General features: G+C 71.4%; 16 protein-coding genes and 1 pseudogene. 7 read left to right on the plus strand and 10 right to left on the minus strand.

What is annotated here, in order from left to right; all coding sequences use genetic code 11:
• Positions 1-51: 51 nt before the first annotated feature.
• From ABEE00_RS29855 to clpS, 5 genes are all read right to left on the minus strand, one after another.
• Positions 52-186 carry a putative leader peptide gene (locus ABEE00_RS29855; protein WP_345748847.1) on the minus strand — a complete coding sequence of 45 codons (135 nt, stop codon included), beginning with the start codon at positions 184-186 and terminating at the stop codon, positions 52-54.
• A 116-nt stretch (positions 187-302) separates the two neighbouring features.
• Positions 303-728: a M67 family metallopeptidase gene (locus ABEE00_RS29860; RefSeq protein WP_345748848.1), complete on the minus strand. Its 426-nt coding sequence runs from the start codon at positions 726-728 to the stop codon at positions 303-305.
• An 81-nt stretch (positions 729-809) separates the two neighbouring features.
• Positions 810-2,324 carry an amino acid permease gene (locus ABEE00_RS29865; protein ID WP_345748849.1) on the minus strand — a complete coding sequence of 505 codons (1,515 nt, stop codon included), beginning with the start codon at positions 2,322-2,324 and terminating at the stop codon, positions 810-812.
• Positions 2,325-2,666: 342 nt separating this feature from the next.
• On the minus strand, positions 2,667-3,287 hold the full coding sequence (locus ABEE00_RS29870) for a DUF2017 domain-containing protein (RefSeq protein ID WP_345748850.1): 621 nt from the start codon (positions 3,285-3,287) through the stop codon (positions 2,667-2,669).
• Complete coding sequence (gene clpS / locus ABEE00_RS29875; RefSeq protein ID WP_345748851.1) at positions 3,287-3,598, minus strand: ATP-dependent Clp protease adapter ClpS; 312 nt, start codon at positions 3,596-3,598, stop codon at positions 3,287-3,289. The genes ABEE00_RS29870 and clpS overlap by 1 nt, the downstream gene beginning before the upstream one ends.
• A gap of 135 nt (positions 3,599-3,733) precedes the next feature.
• Here clpS and ABEE00_RS29880 point away from each other — a divergent pair, with 135 nt between their 5' ends.
• Both ABEE00_RS29880 and ABEE00_RS29885 read left to right on the plus strand, forming a co-directional pair.
• Entirely contained in the window at positions 3,734-5,062 is a 1,329-nt protein-coding gene (locus tag ABEE00_RS29880) for a nicotinate phosphoribosyltransferase (RefSeq protein ID WP_345748852.1), read from the plus strand.
• A gap of 139 nt (positions 5,063-5,201) precedes the next feature.
• A complete protein-coding gene (locus ABEE00_RS29885) occupies positions 5,202-5,789 on the plus strand; it encodes an isochorismatase family protein (protein WP_345748853.1) in 588 nt (195 codons plus the stop codon).
• 196 nt (positions 5,790-5,985) lie between these two features.
• Here ABEE00_RS29885 and ABEE00_RS29890 read toward each other — a convergent pair whose 3' ends face one another.
• Complete coding sequence (locus ABEE00_RS29890) at positions 5,986-6,252, minus strand: hypothetical protein (protein WP_345748923.1); 267 nt, start codon at positions 6,250-6,252, stop codon at positions 5,986-5,988.
• Between the two features lie 1,058 nt (positions 6,253-7,310).
• Here ABEE00_RS29890 and ABEE00_RS29895 point away from each other — a divergent pair.
• Positions 7,311-7,613, plus strand: coding sequence for a hypothetical protein (locus tag ABEE00_RS29895; protein ID WP_345748854.1), 303 nt, complete (start codon positions 7,311-7,313; stop codon positions 7,611-7,613).
• A gap of 169 nt (positions 7,614-7,782) precedes the next feature.
• Here the strand turns inward: ABEE00_RS29895 and ABEE00_RS29900 are convergent, their stop codons facing one another.
• Both ABEE00_RS29900 and ABEE00_RS29905 read right to left on the minus strand, forming a co-directional pair.
• On the minus strand, positions 7,783-8,478 hold the full coding sequence (locus ABEE00_RS29900; RefSeq protein ID WP_345748855.1) for an RDD family protein: 696 nt from the start codon (positions 8,476-8,478) through the stop codon (positions 7,783-7,785).
• Positions 8,479-8,614: 136 nt separating this feature from the next.
• Entirely contained in the window at positions 8,615-10,081 is a 1,467-nt protein-coding gene (locus tag ABEE00_RS29905; RefSeq protein WP_345748856.1) for an RDD family protein, read from the minus strand.
• 382 nt (positions 10,082-10,463) lie between these two features.
• On the opposite strand from ABEE00_RS29905, the gene ABEE00_RS29910 reads away from it, so the two are divergent.
• Together ABEE00_RS29910 and ABEE00_RS29915 are read left to right on the plus strand one after the other, a co-directional pair.
• Positions 10,464-10,955, plus strand: a complete 492-nt coding sequence (locus ABEE00_RS29910) for an SsgA family sporulation/cell division regulator (protein ID WP_345748924.1) — start codon at positions 10,464-10,466, stop codon at positions 10,953-10,955.
• Positions 10,956-10,988: 33 nt separating this feature from the next.
• Positions 10,989-11,471 (plus strand): hypothetical protein, encoded by a 483-nt coding sequence (locus tag ABEE00_RS29915; RefSeq protein WP_345748857.1) that lies wholly within the window; start codon positions 10,989-10,991, stop codon positions 11,469-11,471.
• A gap of 31 nt (positions 11,472-11,502) precedes the next feature.
• On the opposite strand, the gene ABEE00_RS29920 is transcribed toward ABEE00_RS29915, so the two are convergent.
• Positions 11,503-12,870 (minus strand): FAD-binding oxidoreductase, encoded by a 1,368-nt coding sequence (locus ABEE00_RS29920; RefSeq protein ID WP_345748858.1) that lies wholly within the window; start codon positions 12,868-12,870, stop codon positions 11,503-11,505.
• A 148-nt stretch (positions 12,871-13,018) separates the two neighbouring features.
• Between ABEE00_RS29920 and surE the strand changes: the two genes are divergently transcribed.
• Positions 13,019-14,059: a 5'/3'-nucleotidase SurE gene (gene surE / locus ABEE00_RS29925; RefSeq protein ID WP_345748859.1), complete on the plus strand. Its 1,041-nt coding sequence runs from the start codon at positions 13,019-13,021 to the stop codon at positions 14,057-14,059.
• Positions 14,060-14,445: 386 nt separating this feature from the next.
• On the opposite strand, the gene hppD is transcribed toward surE, so the two are convergent.
• The gene (gene hppD / locus ABEE00_RS29930; protein WP_345748860.1) at positions 14,446-15,588 is read right to left on the minus strand and encodes a 4-hydroxyphenylpyruvate dioxygenase; all 1,143 of its coding nucleotides are present in this window, start codon (positions 15,586-15,588) and stop codon (positions 14,446-14,448) included.
• Positions 15,589-15,722: 134 nt separating this feature from the next.
• Between hppD and ABEE00_RS29935 the strand changes: the two are divergent.
• Positions 15,723-16,187: pseudogene (locus tag ABEE00_RS29935) on the plus strand (Lrp/AsnC family transcriptional regulator); the annotation flags it as partial.
• Positions 16,188-16,386: the final 199 nt, after the last annotated feature.

The following is a 16,386-nucleotide window of genomic DNA, read 5'->3' on the forward strand; positions in this document are numbered from 1 at the left end:
GGGAGGGGCCGCACGGCGCGCACGCGTGCGGCCGGGCCCGTGCCTCCGCGCTCAGCGGGGCGCGGGCGCGCGGCGGCGGCCCGGCTGACAGATCGCGCTGGCGAGGCGGCACAGATCGACGTGCAGGCGCCCCACGAGCAGCGTGCCCGGGGTCTTCTCGAGTGCGCTCACGCCGTGGACAACCATGGGCTCATCGTAACGATTCCCGGGCCGCGAATCGGATGCGTGTTTCATGATGCGGACCGTTCCGTCTCATATACGGAATTCCCCGGCACCGCGGCCCCGGAGCGGAGGCCCGCGTCTCAGGAGCCGGCGACGATCGTGACCTCCTCCTCGGTGACCTCGCCCTCGACGATGCGGAACGAGCGGAAGGAGAAGGGCCCCTCCTCGTTCCCGCACTCGGCGGTGGAGACCAGCACGTAGTGCGCGTTCGGCTCGTTCGCGTAGGAGATGTCGGTGCGCGAGGGGTAGGCCTCGGTGGCGGTGTGCGAGTGGTAGATCACCACCGGCTCCTCGTCCCGGTCGTCCATCTCCCGGTAGAGCTTGAGCAGGTCGGTCGAGTCGAACTCGTAGAAGGTGGGCGAGCGCGCCGCGTTCAGCATCGGCACGAAGCGCTCGGGGCGGTCGGTGCCCTCGGGGCCCGCGATGACGCCGCACGCCTCGTCGGGGTGGTCGGCGCGCGCGTGGGCGACGATCTTGTCGTGCAGCTCCTGGGTGATGGTCAGCATGCCGTCAGAATAAGCACGCGCGACGGAGGGCCGGTCCGTACCCCCGAGCGGTACGGACCGGCCCTCCGTGGCGGACGCGGATCAGCTCTCGGAGCCGGCCCCGCCGGACGCGTCGCCGCCGGACGAGCCGGCCGCCACGGTCTCCTTCTTGCGGTCGAAGCCGTGGACGCTGCGGTGCGCCGCCGCGCTCTCGCGGAAGAACCCGAACCAGCCGATGAGCAGCAGCACGCCCCAGCCGGCGCCGACGTAGAGCGAGATGCGGGCCGTCGGGTCCAGCGCGACGATCACCAGGACCATCGTGAGGAAGAGCAGCGCCACCCAGCTGAAGACGCTGCCGCCGGGCGCCGGGAAGGACGAGCGGGGCAGCCGCCCCGCGACCACGCCGCGCCGGTACTTCAGGTGGCTGATGAGGATCATCATCCACGTCCAGATGCCGCAGGCGGTCGCCACCGAGGTGACGTACGCGAACGCCTTCTCCGGCACGACGTAGTTGAGGACCACGCCGATGCCCATCAGGACCACCGAGACGGTGATGCCGATCGCCGGGCTCTGCCGGACGTTGAGCTTGGAGAAGACCTTCGGCGCCTCGGCGTTCTCGGCCAGGTCGCGCAGCATGCGCCCGGTGGAGTACATGCCGGAGTTGCAGGACGACAGGGCCGCGGTGAGCACCACGAAGTTCACGATCGAGGCGCCGAGCGGGATGCCGATCTTGCCGAAGGCGGCGACGAACGGGCTGGTGTCGGCGCCGAACTCGGTCCACTTGACCACGGACAGGATGACCGTCAGCGAGCCCACGTAGAAGATGATGATGCGCCAGGGCAGCGTGTTGATCGCCTTGGGCAGCGTCTTCTCCGGGTCCTTGCTCTCGCCCGCGGTGATGCCGACCAGCTCGACGGCGATGTACGCGAACATCACGCCCTGCAGCGTCATCAGGCTGGAGCCGATGCCGGAGGGGAAGAAGCCCTCGTGCGCCCACAGGTTGCTGACCGCGGCGGTGTCACCGGCCTGCGAGAAGCCGAGGGTGAGCACGCCGAGGCCGATCACGATCATGCCGATGATCGCGGTGACCTTGATCATCGAGAACCAGAACTCGACCTCGCCGAAGACCTTCACCGAGATCAGGTTGACCCCGAACAGCACGACCAGGAAGACCAGCGCGCTGACCCACTGCGGGATGTCGGGGAACCAGAAGTGGATGTATATCGCCGCCGCTGTGAGCTCGGCCATGCCGGTGACCACCCACAGCAGCCAGTACGTCCAGCCGGTCACGAACCCGAAGAACGGCCCGAGGAACTCCCGCGCGTATTCCGAGAAGCTGCCGGAGACCGGCCGGTACATGAGGAGCTCGCCGAGCGCCCGCATGATGAAGAAGATGACGACGCCCGCGAGGGCGTACATCAAGATGATGCTGGGTCCGGCCTTCACGATGTTCGCACCGGCGCCCATGAAGAGCCCGACGCCGATGGCGCCGCCGATGGCGATCATCTGTACCTGACGGCTGCCCAGTCCCCGCTGATAGCCCTCGTCGGAGGCTCCGGCGCCCTCGCCGCTACCGCCCGTGGCCGCGGTGCTGTCCTCGACCCGCTCAGAGGTCATATGTGTCCTGCGCCTTTCTCCATACCGGTCCGGAATGTCCCGGACCGGGTTCCGATCCCCCCGGATGGAGTACCCGCCCTCCGACGGTCGGCCGGATCGGCGATTGCCGAGACCCACAGGGGTGGCGCGGGAGACGGCAGATCGTGCAGGTGTACCACGGAGCGAGACGCGATCGTGTGAGGTGGTTCACAGGCAAAGCGGACACGGGGGAACATCACACGCAACTTCCCGGGCGGTGTGACGTGTTCGTTATTCGGGCGTTACCCCGCATATAGCGGTACTCGACGGAGGCTGACGTTCCATCAGCGGCACCGTCGTGCTGCGCCGGAGAGGCCCCGGATGTTACGTCAGGAGCGTCTCGACGAGTGACTCCTGGAGACCGCCCAGCCACAGGTACGCCATCACCATCGGCTTGCGCGGGTCGGAGTCGGGCAGCGCGTACAGACCGCTGCCGTCGTCCTCCTCGGAGACCTCCAGGCGGGTGCCGAGCGCGAGCCGGAGATCGTTGAGCGCGCCGAGCCACTGCCGCGACTCCTGCTTGCCGAGCCGCAGCACCGCGCCCGCGTCGCCGGCCGGGGTGAGCGCGTCCAGCGCCCGCACCACCGCGAGGCCGTCCTCGCGCTTGGCGGCGCGCAGATCGTTCTCGGTGTAGCGGCGGAACTCCGAGGACGCCTCGCGGTCCTCCTCGCTGTCCCCCTTCTCCGCCGCCGCGGGTCCTGCCCCGTACGCGTCCGGGAAGAGCCGCGCGAGCACCGGGTCGGAGGGCAGCTCGGAGGGGCCCTCGGCGAACAGCGCGTCCAGCGGGTCCGCCTCGGCCTCGGCCTCGCTGCCGGGCGCGGGACCGTCGCCGGGACCGATCAGCTCCAGGAGCTGCACGGTCAGGCTGCGCAGGATGGAGATCTCGACCTCGTCCAGCGCGACGGCGGCCCCGCCGTCTCCCGTCGCCTCGAAGTAGCCCGCCATCAGCGGTCCTGCTGGAGGGTCGCCCACAGTCCGTAGCCGTGCATGGCCTGCACGTCGCGCTCCATCTCCTCGCGGCTGCCGGTCGAGACGACGGCGCGGCCCTTGTGGTGGACGTCCAGCATCAGCTTCTTCGCCTTGTCCTTCGGATAGCCGAAGTAGCTCTGGAACACATAGGTCACATAGCTCATGAGGTTCACCGGGTCGTTGTGCACGACCGTGGCCCAGGGCACGTCCGGCTCCGGAACCTCTACGGGCTCCTCGGCGGATTCGGGGCGTTCGATCTCCGTGGGGGCGACACTCACGCGTCCCATGCTGCCACCCCCGAGGGCGGGTCGCGCAAACGGTCCCGCCGTCCGCTCCGCTTCCGGGCGGCCGCACGGGCGGGGCGCGGCGGCGCGGCAGCCCCGATATCGTCACCCTGACGAGATCTGAGGTACGCTCGCCCCATGAACTCAGCGGACAGCGGACTGCCGGTGACCGTGCCCTCCACGGCCCTCTTCACCGACCAGTACGAACTCACCATGCTGCGGGCCGCGCTGCGGGCCGGGACCGCCGGGCGCCGCTCGGTCTTCGAGGTCTTCACCCGCAGGCTCCCGGACGGCCGCCGGTACGGCGTGGTCGGCGGCACCGGGCGGGTGCTGGACGCCGTGGAGAACTTCCGCTTCGACGAGGCCCAGCTCGCCTTCCTGGAGGAGAACGGGGTGGTGGACGGCGAGACCCTGGAGTGGCTCGCCGACTACCGCTTCAGCGGCGACATCCACGGCTACCCCGAGGGGGAGGTCTACTTCCCCGGGTCCCCTGTGATGCGCGTGGAGGGCAGCTTCGCCGAGTGCGTGCTGCTGGAGACCGTGATCCTCTCGATCCTCAACCACGACTCCGCCGTGGCGGCCGCCGCCTCGCGGATGGCCACGGCCGCCGGCGGCAGGCCGCTGATGGAGATGGGCGCCCGGCGCACCCACGAGCTCGCCGCGGTCGCCGCCGCGCGCGCCGCGTACGTCGGGGGCTTCGACTCCACCTCCCACCTCGCGGCCGGCTTCCGGTACGCGATCCCCACCGTCGGCACCAGCGCGCACGCCTTCACCCTGCTGCACGACAGCGAGCGCGACGCCTTCCAGGCCCAGGTCGACTCCCTCGGCGCCGGTACGACGCTGCTGGTGGACACCTACGACGTGGCCGAGGCGGTGCGCACCGCCGTGGAGGTCGCGGGCCCCGGGCTCGGCGCCGTACGCATCGACTCCGGCGACCTGCTGCTGCTCGCGCACCGGGTGCGGCAGCAGCTCGACGAGCTGGGCGCGACGGACACCAGGATCGTGGTCACCAGCGACCTGGACGAGTACGCCATCGCCTCGCTCGCCGCCTCGCCGGTGGACGCGTACGGGGTCGGCACCCAGCTCGTCACCGGGAGCGGCCACCCCACCTGCTCCATGGTCTACAAGCTCGTCGCGCGCGCCGAGTCGGACGGGGCCGACGCACCGCTGCGCCCCGTGGCCAAGAAGTCCATGGGCGGAAAGACCTCGGTGGGCGGGTCGAAGTGGGCCGCGCGCCCGCTGGACGAGGACGGGGTCGCGCGCTCCGAGGTCGTCGGCACGGGCGAGGTGCCGGAGGAGCTGAAGGACTCGCTGCTGCACGTCCCGCTGGTGCGCGGCGGCGACGTGGTGGGCCGCGAGCCGCTGTCCGCCGCGCGGGACCGGCACGCCGAGGTGCTGGTCAGGCTCCCCATGTCGGCCACCCAGCTCTCGCGCGGCGAACCGGTGCTCCCGACCGAGCAGTTGTGACCAGTTTGTGAGGGATACGCCCGGAGCGGCCGGGCATGTGCAGTACAGGACGGGAAACCCCGGCCGTACGGCCGCGTCCGCCGGAGCGCGGGCAGCCGCCGACCGGACCGCCCCCACCTCCAGGCGAAAGGCGTGCACCATGCATCGGGCACTCATCGTCGTAGACGTGCAGAACGACTTCTGCGAGGGCGGCAGCCTCGCGGTGTCCGGCGGGGCCGATGTGGCCGCCGCCATCACCGAGCTGATCGGGGACGCCTCGGCCGGCTACCGCTATGTGGTCGCCACCCGGGACGCGCACGTCGCCCCCGGCGGGCACTTCTCCGACCACCCCGACTACGAGCGCTCCTGGCCGCCGCACTGCGTGGCGGGTACGGAGGGGGTGGGCTTCCACCCGAACTTCGCTCCGGCGGTGGCGGCCGGGGCGATCGACGCGGTCTTCGACAAGGGCGCCTACTCCTCCGGCTACAGCGGCTTCGAGGGCACCGACGAGCACGGCACCCCGCTGGAGGACTGGCTGCGCGCCCGCGACGTGCGGGAGGTGGACATCGCCGGCATCGCCACCGACCACTGCGTACGGGCCACAGGACTGGACGCGGCCGGCAGGGGCTTCCGCACCCAGGTGCTGCTCGACCTCACCGCGGGGGTCGCGGAGTCCACGACGGAACGCGCGCTGGACGAACTGCACGCGGCGGGGGTGGAGTTGACGGGCAAGCCGCTCTTGCAGTGAGGCCGCTTGTCACGGGGTCGCCGGTCCACTGCACGTGGGGCGGCCACGGGGCCGCGCGCCCGGAAGCCGCGATGATCTTCGGCCCCGTTTGTGCGGGTGACTCTGCGTGACGCCACATGCGGTGACACCACATGCCGTGATCCCGCATGCGCGGCGGCCCCGGCTTCCGCGCCGAGACCGCCGACAGCCTCCCGCCCTAGGCCACCGCCCTCAGCAGCGTCGTGATCGGGTGCCAGGAGCCCCTGTCGCCCTCGGGGGTCGCGCGCCACACCAGGCCGTCGGGGTGGTGCAGCACGGCGGTGACCTCGTCGGACGTGGGCGGCTCGCTGTTGCCGTTCAGATACACCGCGCGCAGGCCCAGATTCCGCAGCCGGGTCAGGGCGCGGGAGCGGTTCAGCGCGTGCACCAGCACCCGCACCCGTGGCTCCTCACCTGGCCGGCGGGCCGCCGATGCCGCCCGCACCGTGTGCGCCTCGTCGGCGTGCGCCGACCATCTGCGGCGCCGGTACGGATCGGGCGCGGCGGTGCGCCGCGCGGGCAGCCGCGCCGGACGGTGACCGGGCCGCGGCAGGGTCAGAGCCACGACCACGCTTCCGTCGGGAAGCTCGGCGTATCCACCTCTGGACATGATCAACATCTCCCCCGCGAGATTCGTGACGGCGGGCCCCGGACGAGGTCCGCAGTAGGCATCTAAACGCGATCCGACGCTGCCCGCTAGGGGGTAACGGGGGATCATGTTTTGACCTGCAACGATGCAAAGCAATTTACAGGAGAACACTCCTTGGGGGTGATCTCCCTACTGTGCGTGACCAGTTGCGTGATCTTGAAGCCTCTTGAGATGACCTTGCCCGTCGCATTATGGCCGAAACCTGTCACCTTTATGCCCGCTTTGCGAAGAATGCACGATTAGGTCAACTCGCGGCACTTCGCTGATGTTTGGGGCTTACACCTGGAAACTCCCCCTAGGGCGCAGGCCAGGCCCTTCGCCCGATCGCACGGGCAGGCGCGCACGGTGCGCACACACACGGACACAGGGAAGGGCGAACACCCTTGCCCCGCAAGGGTGTTGGTATTCTCCCCCGCGGCACGGGCATCCAACTCCGGCCCCCCGGCGCGCCGTTCACCCGGACAGCGGCACCCCGCACGCCGGCCTCCCCTGTGTCGAACCCCTCCGAGATTACAGTTGCGAACACTCTGCAACGCCCCGCGAGCGCGCCGGCCAACGCGTCCGCGAACTCCCCCGCGCCAAGGGCCGGCTGGCGTCCGGTGCGCTCCGTGGGGAGAGTCGGGCACCGGCGTCTTCAAGTGACGCGCGCCGTCCGCCAGTTGGGACGGAAGGGGCGCCGTGCGTCCGTGCGCCCCCTGTGCAACGACGGCGTGGGTAAGGTCACGCTTACCGAGCTTTCCCCTAGGGCATCGAGGACCGTAGAGTCGTTCGACGGCGTACCTTTTGTACCGGGTTGATCGTTTCGTTGATCGGCTCCCGCATTCATCTTCAGACTTCCGAGGACGGATTCCGCCATGCCGCGTCCGACCCCCGCACAGTTCGCCTACGGCTCCGTCACCATCGTCTTGTCGGCACTCGCCATGCTGCTGCTGTCCCAGACGCGTTCGGGCCCGGGCGTCGCGGTCATTGCGGTGGCCGCCACCGCGCTTGGCGTCTTCGTCGCCCTGACGGGCCCCGGCTTCCGGCTGGTGCGCGCGTCCCGGCGGGTCCCCGCGCAGCGCTCGGCGCCCGCGCGCACCGCCGCGGGAGCCGCCAACCCGGCGCCGCAGGGCGCGAGTTCGCAGCCGCTCTCGTCGGCTTCGCGCACCGCCGCCTAGCAGCCTCACGCAGAACCGTTTCCCGCACCGCCGCACAGCCGTCGCCGCAGCAAAGCGGCCGCACGGCACGCGAAGGGCCGGGCCCCGTCTCCGGAGCCCGGCCGATGTGCGCCTCCCCTTACGCGACCCCAACTCGGCCCCGTACGGGGCGGGTTCGGGGCGCCGTGCGCTAGTCGGTGGCCACGACCACCGTCTTGGCCGCCTTGTCGTGCAGGCACTGCCGGTAGGGCTTGTCCCAGGTGCAGAAGAGCACGTTCACGAGCCAGAACAGCGAACCGATGCAGGGGATCAACGCGGGCAGCGAGTACACGCCGGCGCGGAACCACCCCGGGCTGCCCTTGGGGATCGCGCCGTCGGACAGCACCGCGACCCTGATCCGCATCAGCCGCTTGCCCACCGTCTGGCCCGAGGTGGTCAGCATCAGGCCCTCGTAGATCAGGTACACGAGCTGGTAGATGAGCGACTGCGCGAAGGTGTTGCCGGAGTCGGCCGGCGAGACGTCGCTCTGCACCAGGGCCAGGATGATGCCGATCGGGATGCCGATCAGGAGCGCGTCGACGATGCGGGCCAGCAGCCGCTTACCGCGCGAGGCGAGCGGCGGCATCCCGGCCAGCGGGTCCGGCTCCCCGTAGGGGCTGCCCGCCCCCTGGGGATGCCCCGCCCCGTAGGGGTCGCCGGAGCCGTAAGGGCCGCCCGCCGCGTAGGGGTTGCCGCCCGCGTACGGGTCGTTCCCCGAGCCCCCGTACGGGCCCTGCCCGGGCGGCGGGGGCGGAGGAGAGGAACCGCCGGAGTCCTGCTCGGGCTCCCCCTGAGGGGAGCTCTCCTGCTTCCTGAAGGGGTCGTTGCCGGGCTGCTCCGTAGTCATGGCCCGAGTGGAACGCGGCCCCCGGCGGCGCGCATCCGGCGAAGGGCGTTGGGGGGATGCGCGGTGCCCCGTACGGGCCAGGAGACAACGGGCCGAGCGCGCCTACGCCACCCGTAGACACCTCAGGGGCGGAGGCTCACAACCGGAGCGCCCCCGAGGAGGACCCCGAGCCCTCGGCGACGAAGGTGCGGGCCGCCTTGTCGTGCCAGCACTGGCGCCAGGGCCGGTCGAAGAGGCACCACAGGACGTTGACCACGCCGACGGCGAGGAGCCCGAGCACCCCGTACACCAGCCAGCGGCGCAGCGCGGCGCCGAACTCGGGCGTGTTCTGGCCCTCCACGTCGAGCACCGAGAGGCCGAGCAGCTTCTTGCCGAGGGTGCGGCCCCAACGGGCCGTCGGCAGCACCTCGTAGAGCAGTCCGAAGACCAGCAGGACGCCGAGCACCACGGCCAGATAGCCGCCCGTGGTGCCGTCGATCAGCCACACCCGCTCGGTCCTGCCCGCCAGCTCCACCGCGTCGATCTTCTGCTGTACGTGGGCGACCGCGCTGCTCATGAAGGGAACGGCGACCGCAGCGCCCACCGCGCCGGTGAGCACCGCGTCGATCAGCCGGGCCGCGAAGCGCTTGCCGAGCGGCGCCGGGCGCGACTGCTCCTGCGCCGCGCGCAGGAACGGGTCGTCGGCCGGCGGCCGCCACGGCGTGACCTGCTCGGGACCCGCGCTCTGCGGCGGGGCGCCCTGCGCGGGACCCGGCACGGCGTGCCCGCTCGCGGCGGCGTGCGCGGGGCCGCTGGCCGGGGCGCCGACGGGGGCGCCGGCCGGCGCGTTCGGGCTCGCGGGGGCCGAGGAGTGCGCCGCGAGGTCGTGCACCTGCTGCGCCCAGTGCTGCGGGGCCTGCTGAGGCTGCTGGGGCGGGGCCTGCTGCGCCTGTACGGGCTGCTGCGCGGGCTGTTGGGCGGGGGCTGACTGCTGAGCGGAGGCGGGCTGCTGCGCGGACCGCTGCTGGGGCGCCTGCTGCGGCGCCGGGGTCTGGGGCGCGGGCGCCGGTGCCGACTGCTCGGGGACGGCGGGCGGCGTGGTGGCCGAACTCTGCGCCGTACCAGCGGACTTGGTGACCTCGGAGCGGCGCAGGCCCACGGTGTGCTCGGGGGCCTGGGCCGCCTGCCTCGTGGGGCGGCGCATCTGGAAGGTGCCGTTGTCGCCGGAGGCGGGCTGCGCCGACTCCGGTGCGGGCTCGCCGTCCTGGCCCCAGGAGACCTTCGCCTCGCTGCGCCCGGCGAAGCCGTCCTGGCGCGCCGCGTCGGCCTGCCACGCGGAGGCGGCGGGCTCGGGCCCGGCCGTCGCACCGGCGTCCTCGTCCAGGAAGACCGGGCCCGTCTCCTCGGCCGGCGCGGGCTCGGACGGGGTGGGCGGGGTGGCCGCCTGGGAGGCGGCGGCCGAGGGCGGCGGGGGCAGCGGCTCGCCCTCCTGCGGCGCCGGGCGGCTGGTGCCGGGCACCCAGGCGGAACCGTTCCAGTAGCGGACGTATCCGGGGATGGACGGGTCCGGGTAGTAACCGGCGCTGGGGCTGCCGCTGGCGAATCCTGAGGGAGGCGCGCTCATGATGTCCGGGTCCCGTATCTGTTCGACTCTGGTGTCGGTATGTGGCGTAGCCGCCGCTCCCGCGCCGTGCCCACGGCACGACCGCGCGGCGCAGGGTCCACACTTACCAGACCCGTACGACGCCTTGCCCGCCCGAATACCCGCGTCAGCCTTCCGGGAAGCGGCCGCACAGAAGCTCCCCCGCGCCCCGTCGCAGAACCCCCTCGGCTTCCCCTCGTACCGCCCGCACGGCGCCTGCGTACCGGCCCGGAAAAAGAATCCGCGAAGTTGTGTAAGGAACCGGCTCCCGCCCTCTCTCCCCAGTGCACGCCGCCGACCGGCGGCACCGGAAGTGAAGGGGACGATCGTGAACGAGCACGAGGGCGCGCGGCGCGGGCGGCGCATGCACACGCACACGGTGGTCGAACGCGAACTGGAGCTGCGGCTGGTGCTGTCGCCGGAGCGCAGCATCGCGGTTCCGGCCAAGCTGAGCTACGGGACCGACGATCCGTACGCGGTGCACATCGCCTTCCACACGGGTTCGGCGAACCCGGTGCACTGGACCTTCGCGCGCGAGCTGCTGGTCGAGGGCGTGTTCAGGCCGTGCGGTCAGGGCGATGTGCGGGTGTGGCCGACCAAGGTGGACGACCGCAGCGTCATCTGCATGGCGCTGACCTCCCCCGACGGCGACGCGCTGCTGGAGGCGCCGACCACGGCGGTCTCGGCGTGGCTGGAGCGCACGCTGCGGGTGGTGGCCCCGGGCCAGGAGTCGGAGGTGCTGGGAATGGACGAGGCGCTGGAGCATCTGCTGACCCCGACGCCCGGCGCCGACGACCTCTATCTGTGCGACCCGTGGCCCTCGGACGAATCGGGCCCGGACGAGGCGGGATCCTGACCAATGCGGGGGTACTGGCCCGTAACCTGGCGGGTGGCGGAGGACAATATCCGAATTCCGGCCCGCGGCGATGCAGAATCCGTCACCATTCCGGGCATGCCACAAGAGAAAGACGGGGCAGGAACGGCCATGGAGGCGGAGGCGGTGCGGAAACTTGTGGCGCCGGAGGCGGAGGCGCACACGGGGGTGCAGGACAGTGCCGAGGACGCGGCGCGACTGCGTGTCTGGGAACACCTGGCGGACCTTGCGGAGCGCCTGGACCCGGACTCGTTCGCGCTGTTCCTGAAGGTGCTGAGCGGGGTCAACGCGGCGTTCGCGCGGCGCAACGACCGGGTCGAGCTCGCGCTCACCCCCGAAGAACAACGGCTCTATACGCCGCAGTTGGAGCGGGAAGTGGCGAATCTTCTGGAAAAGGCCAGTTTCCCTTCCAACCGCATCGTCGCCGACATCGTCCCCGTCAATGCCAGTGGCGAAGAGGACGATGCCGCGGCCCGCGCTCACGAGCGAGAGGCGTGAGCGCGGGCACCCCGCTCCGGTGAGCGGTGCCTCAGAAGAGCTTTCCCGGGTTGAGCAGTCCGAGCGGGTCGAAGACCTGCTTGATGCCGCGCTGCATCTCGACCCCTACGGGTCCGAGTTCGCGCGCCAGCCACTCCTTCTTCAGTACGCCGACGCCGTGTTCCCCGGTGATGGTGCCGCCCAGCTCCAGGCCGAGCCCCATGATCTCGTCGAACGAGGCGCGCGCACGCCGTGATTCGTCCTCGTCCTGGGGGTCGAAGCAGACGGTGGGGTGGGTGTTGCCGTCTCCCGCGTGCGCGCAGACGCCGATGGTCAGCCCGTGCTTCTCGGCGATCGCCGCCGTGCCCTCCAGCAGCTCGGCGAGGCGTGTACGGGGCACGCACACGTCGTCGATCATCGTGGTGCCCGTGACCGCCTCCAGGGCGACGAGCGCCTGGCGGCGCGCCTCCAGGAGCATCTCCGACTCGGCGTGGTTCTCGGCCGGCACGACCTCGGTTGCCCCCGCCGCAGAGCACAGCTCGCCGACGGCCGCCAGGTCCACGGAGGGGTCGGGGGTGTCGAAGGCGCAGAGCAGCAGCGCCTCGGTGGACTCCGGGAGCCCCATCTTGGTGAGGTCGTTGACCGCGCGCACGGTCGTGCGGTCCATGAGCTCCAGCAGCGAGGGCGCGTGGCCGCGCTCCATGATCTGGCACACCGCGTCGCAGGCGGCGGCGGCCGAGGGGAACTCGGCGGCCAGCGCGTACTGCCGCAGCGGCTCGGGCTTCAGCGCCAGCGTGGCCTTCACGACGATGCCGAGGCTGCCCTCGGAGCCGACGAAGAGCCGGGTCAGGTCGTACCCGGCGACGCCCTTGGCTGTGCGGCGCCCGGTCGACATCAGCCGTCCGTCGGCGAGCACGACGTCGAGGCCGAGCACGTACTCGGCGGTCACCCCGTACTTCACGCAGCACAGGCCGCCGGAGGCCGTGCCGATGTTGCCGCCGATCGTGCACATCTCCCAACTGGAGGGGTCCGGCGGGTAGTAGAGGCCGTGCTCGTTGACCGCGCGGGAGAGCGTGGCGTTGATGACGCCCGGCTCGACGACCGCGACCCGGTCCACCGGGTCGATCTCCAGGATCCGGTCCATGCGTGTCAGGGACAGCAGAATGCAGCCGTCGCTCGCGTTCGCCGCCCCCGAGAGCCCCGTACGGGCACCCTGAGGCACGACCGGTGTGCGGAACTCGGTGGCGGTGCGCATCACGTGCTGCACCTCTTCGGTACCGCGCGGCAGCACCACGGCCGCCGGTGCGCCCGCCTCGCAGAAGCTGGCCATGTCGTGGGAGTAGGAGCGGACCACGTCGGGGTCGGTGACCACCGCGTCCTCCGGAAGACCGTCCCGCAGCCGGCTGAGAAGATCACTCATGCCCTCAGCCTGGCACCCGCGCGGCGGGCCGGGAAGAGCGGTGCGGTCCGGCCGTTCCGCGCCTGTGCACGCGCATGCCTTCCTTTGACGGGCCGTCAGCTCTACAGTGCGCCCGTTTCCGCGCCATGGCCCTCTGAGGGGAGACCTGATGCGCTTCAACGGATGCTCGTACGCCGTACGGAGAGGTGCCGTACGGAGAGCTGTCGTACGGAGACCGGGCGCGCGGCCCGTGCGCAGGGGTGCCGCGCTGGCCGCCGGTACGGCGGTGCTGGCGCTGCTCGCGGGGTCGGCGGTCGCGGACTCGCCCTCCGCCGCCGGCCGTCCTTCCTCGCGGGAGGGACACGGGCACGCGAAGCTGCGGATCCTCGTGTCGAACGACGACGGATACCGGCACCCGTACATCCGGCAGCTCCGCGACGCGCTGCGGCGGTACGGGCACGAGGTGGTGATCGTCGCGCCGGAGACGGATCAGTCGGGGCGCGGTACGGGGCTCAACTTCGAGCGCGGGGCGACGGTGCGGGCCTCGGAGGCCGAGCCGGGGGTGTGGTCGGTGGCGGGGTCGCCGGGGGACGCGGTGGGGTTCGGGGCGCAGTACGCGTTCGGCGGGCGCTCCCCTGACCTTGTGGTGTCCGGGGTCAACGCGGGGCCCAACTCCGGTTCCCTCGTGAACCATTCGGGGACGGTGGGGGCCACGGTCGCTGCGGGTGACCTGGACATTCCGGCGGTGGCCGTGAGCGCGGGGATGGATCTCGGGAATCCGAAGGATCCGTTTCCCTCGGCGCAGCGGGCGGCGTCGTTCGCGGCGCGGGCGGTGGAGCGGTTGGCGGACACGGCGCGGGGCGGGCCGCTGCTGCCGCGGGGGACCTCGCTGAACATCAATCTGCCGGCGCGGCCCGATGGGGGTGTGGCGTTCACGAATGTGGGGCGGGCGGCGGAGGTGACGCGGCGGTTCGTGCGGGAGCCGGGGGGCTGCGCGAGCTGCTACAAGGTGGAGTTGGGGGTTGCGCCCTCGGCCCCCGAGAGGGTGCCGTCCGCTGACACGGTGGCTTTGCGCCGGGGTGATGCGGCGCTTTCGCTTTTGAGCGCGGATTGGGGTGTGCGGGGGTGGGCGCCCCGTGACCCGGCCCCGGCCCCGTCCCCGGGGGAGGCCCAAAAGGTGCGGGCTCGCCTCTTGGGGCTGCATCCCTGAGTTTCGGGGCTGCGCCCCGGGCCCCGTCGGGTGCGGGGGCGCTGGCGCTGGGGGCTGCGGTCCGCTGTGCCCACCCTCCCCCAAGCTCTCCGACTTCGCTCCGAGCAGGGAGGTACCCCCTCGCCCCAGCGGAACGATTGCCCACAGCTCAAACGGGGAGGCGGGCAGCAAGAAGCGACTGCTCGTACGCGACCCTTCGGGGACGCCGCAGGCCGGCGGAGGCTCGGCCGGAGGCGCGGAGCGTCGTAGGGCGGGCCGTCACTCACAAAGTCGGGCGCAACCACCCACCCGAATCCCGCCGCGGCGGGACGTGACAAGAAGCGCGGGTGGTCGGCGGTGGGTGGGGCAATCAGGACCCACCGCCGACCACGTTCATGGGCCGCGGGTTACAGGTTGCCGCGGCGCTCCTGCTCCCTCTCGATCGCCTCGAAGAGGGCCTTGAAGTTGCCCTTTCCGAAGCCCATCGAGCCGTGCCGCTCGATGAGTTCGAAGAAGACGGTCGGGCGGTCCTGGACCGGCTTGGTGAAGATCTGCAGCAGGTAGCCGTCCTCGTCGCGGTCGGCGAGGATCTTCAGCTCGCGCAGCTCGTCGAGCGGCACACGGGTCTCGCCGACCCACTCACCGAGCTTGTCGTAGTAGGAGTCCGGCACGTCCAGGAACCGGACACCGGCCTCCCGCATCCCCCGCACCGTGGCGACGATGTCGTTGGTGGCCAGCGCGATGTGCTGGACGCCGGGGCCGCCGTAGAACTCCAGGTACTCGTCGATCTGGGACTTCTTCTTGCCCACGGCGGGCTCGTTGAGCGGGAACTTCACCTTGCGGGTGCCGTCCGCCACGACCTTCGACATCAGCGCGCTGTACTCGGTCGCGATGTCGTCGCCCACGAACTCCTTCATGTTCGTGAAGCCCATGACGCGGTTGTAGAAGCCGACCCACTCGTCCATCTTGCCGAGCTCGACATTGCCGACGCAGTGGTCGATCGCCTGGAAGCGGCGGTCCCCGGGGGTGACCAGCGGCTCGGCCTTCACGTAACCGGGCAGGTAGGGCCCGTCGTAGCCGGAGCGCTCCACCAGCGTGTGCCGGGTCTGGCCGTACGTGGCGATGGAGGCCAGCGCCACCGTGCCGTTCTCGTCCTTCCGCTCGTACGGCTCCTCCAGGCCCTGCGCGCCGTGCTCCAGCGCGTAGGCGTACGCGGCGCGCACGTCGGGGACCTCGACGGACAGGTCGATCACGCCGTCGCCGTGCTCGGCGACGTGCGAGGAGAGGAAGCGGCCCCAGTCGGTCGAGGGTTTGATCACCGAGGTGAGCACGAAGCGGGCGGAGCCGGATTCCAGGACGTAACTGGCCGTCTCGCGGCTGCCGTTCTCCGGGCCCGCGTAGGCGACCAGGCGCATGCCGAAGGCCGTGGAGTAGTAGTGCGCCGCCTGCTTGGCGTTGCCGACGGCGAAGACGACCGCGTCCATCCCCTTGACCGGGAAGGGATCGGCCTGCCGGGCGTTCTGGGGGGTTGCGTGGGAGGTCTCAGTCATGGCGGCAGGCTCCCGCCGTTCCGCAAGGTGCGCAATACTTCGCGAATTCATTGAGCAGGTTGCCCAGTAAGAGGACAGAAACACTGGGCTGCCTGTGCAGCCTGCCCAACGGGAAGGTTACGGAGGGGAAACCCATGGGTATAGATCGGCTCGATGGACGACTGCTCGAACTGCTCGCGGAGGAGCCCCGCATCGGGGTGCTGGAGGCGTCCCGCCGCCTCGGGGTCGCGCGCGGGACCGTCCAGGCGCGGCTGGACCGTCTCAGGGACGCCGGCGTAATCCGCGGCTTCGGTCCCGACGTGGACCCCGCCGCGATCGGCTATCCGGTGACCGCCTTCGCGACCCTGGAGATCCGCCAGGGCCAGGGCACGGACGTGCGGGCGCATCTGGCGACCGTCCCCGAGGTGCTGGAGCTGCACACCACGACCGGGCACGGGGACATGCTGTGCCGCCTGGTCGCGCGCTCCAACGCCGATCTCCAGCGGGTGATCGACCGGGTCGTGGGGTTCGATGGGATCGTGCGCGCCTCGACGGCCATCGTGATGGAGAACCCCGTCCCGTTCAGGATCGTCCCGCTGGTCCGCCAGGCCGCGGGAGACCGGGACCCGGAGGGCGTACGGGATGCCGCGCGGGACCCCGTACGCGATCCCGTACGGGACCCCGTAAGGGAACCCCTGCGGGACGCCGTACGCGAGGCCGGCCGGGAAACGGCCGGGGACTGACGTGACAACGAGCGGATAACAACTCCGGGTAAGGCTCCGGGAAATGGGCAGGTGACCGCCCCGGCGCACGCGCGAA

The organism is Streptomyces odontomachicola (assembly GCF_039605595.1).
Taxonomy (GTDB): domain Bacteria; phylum Actinomycetota; class Actinomycetes; order Streptomycetales; family Streptomycetaceae; genus Streptomyces.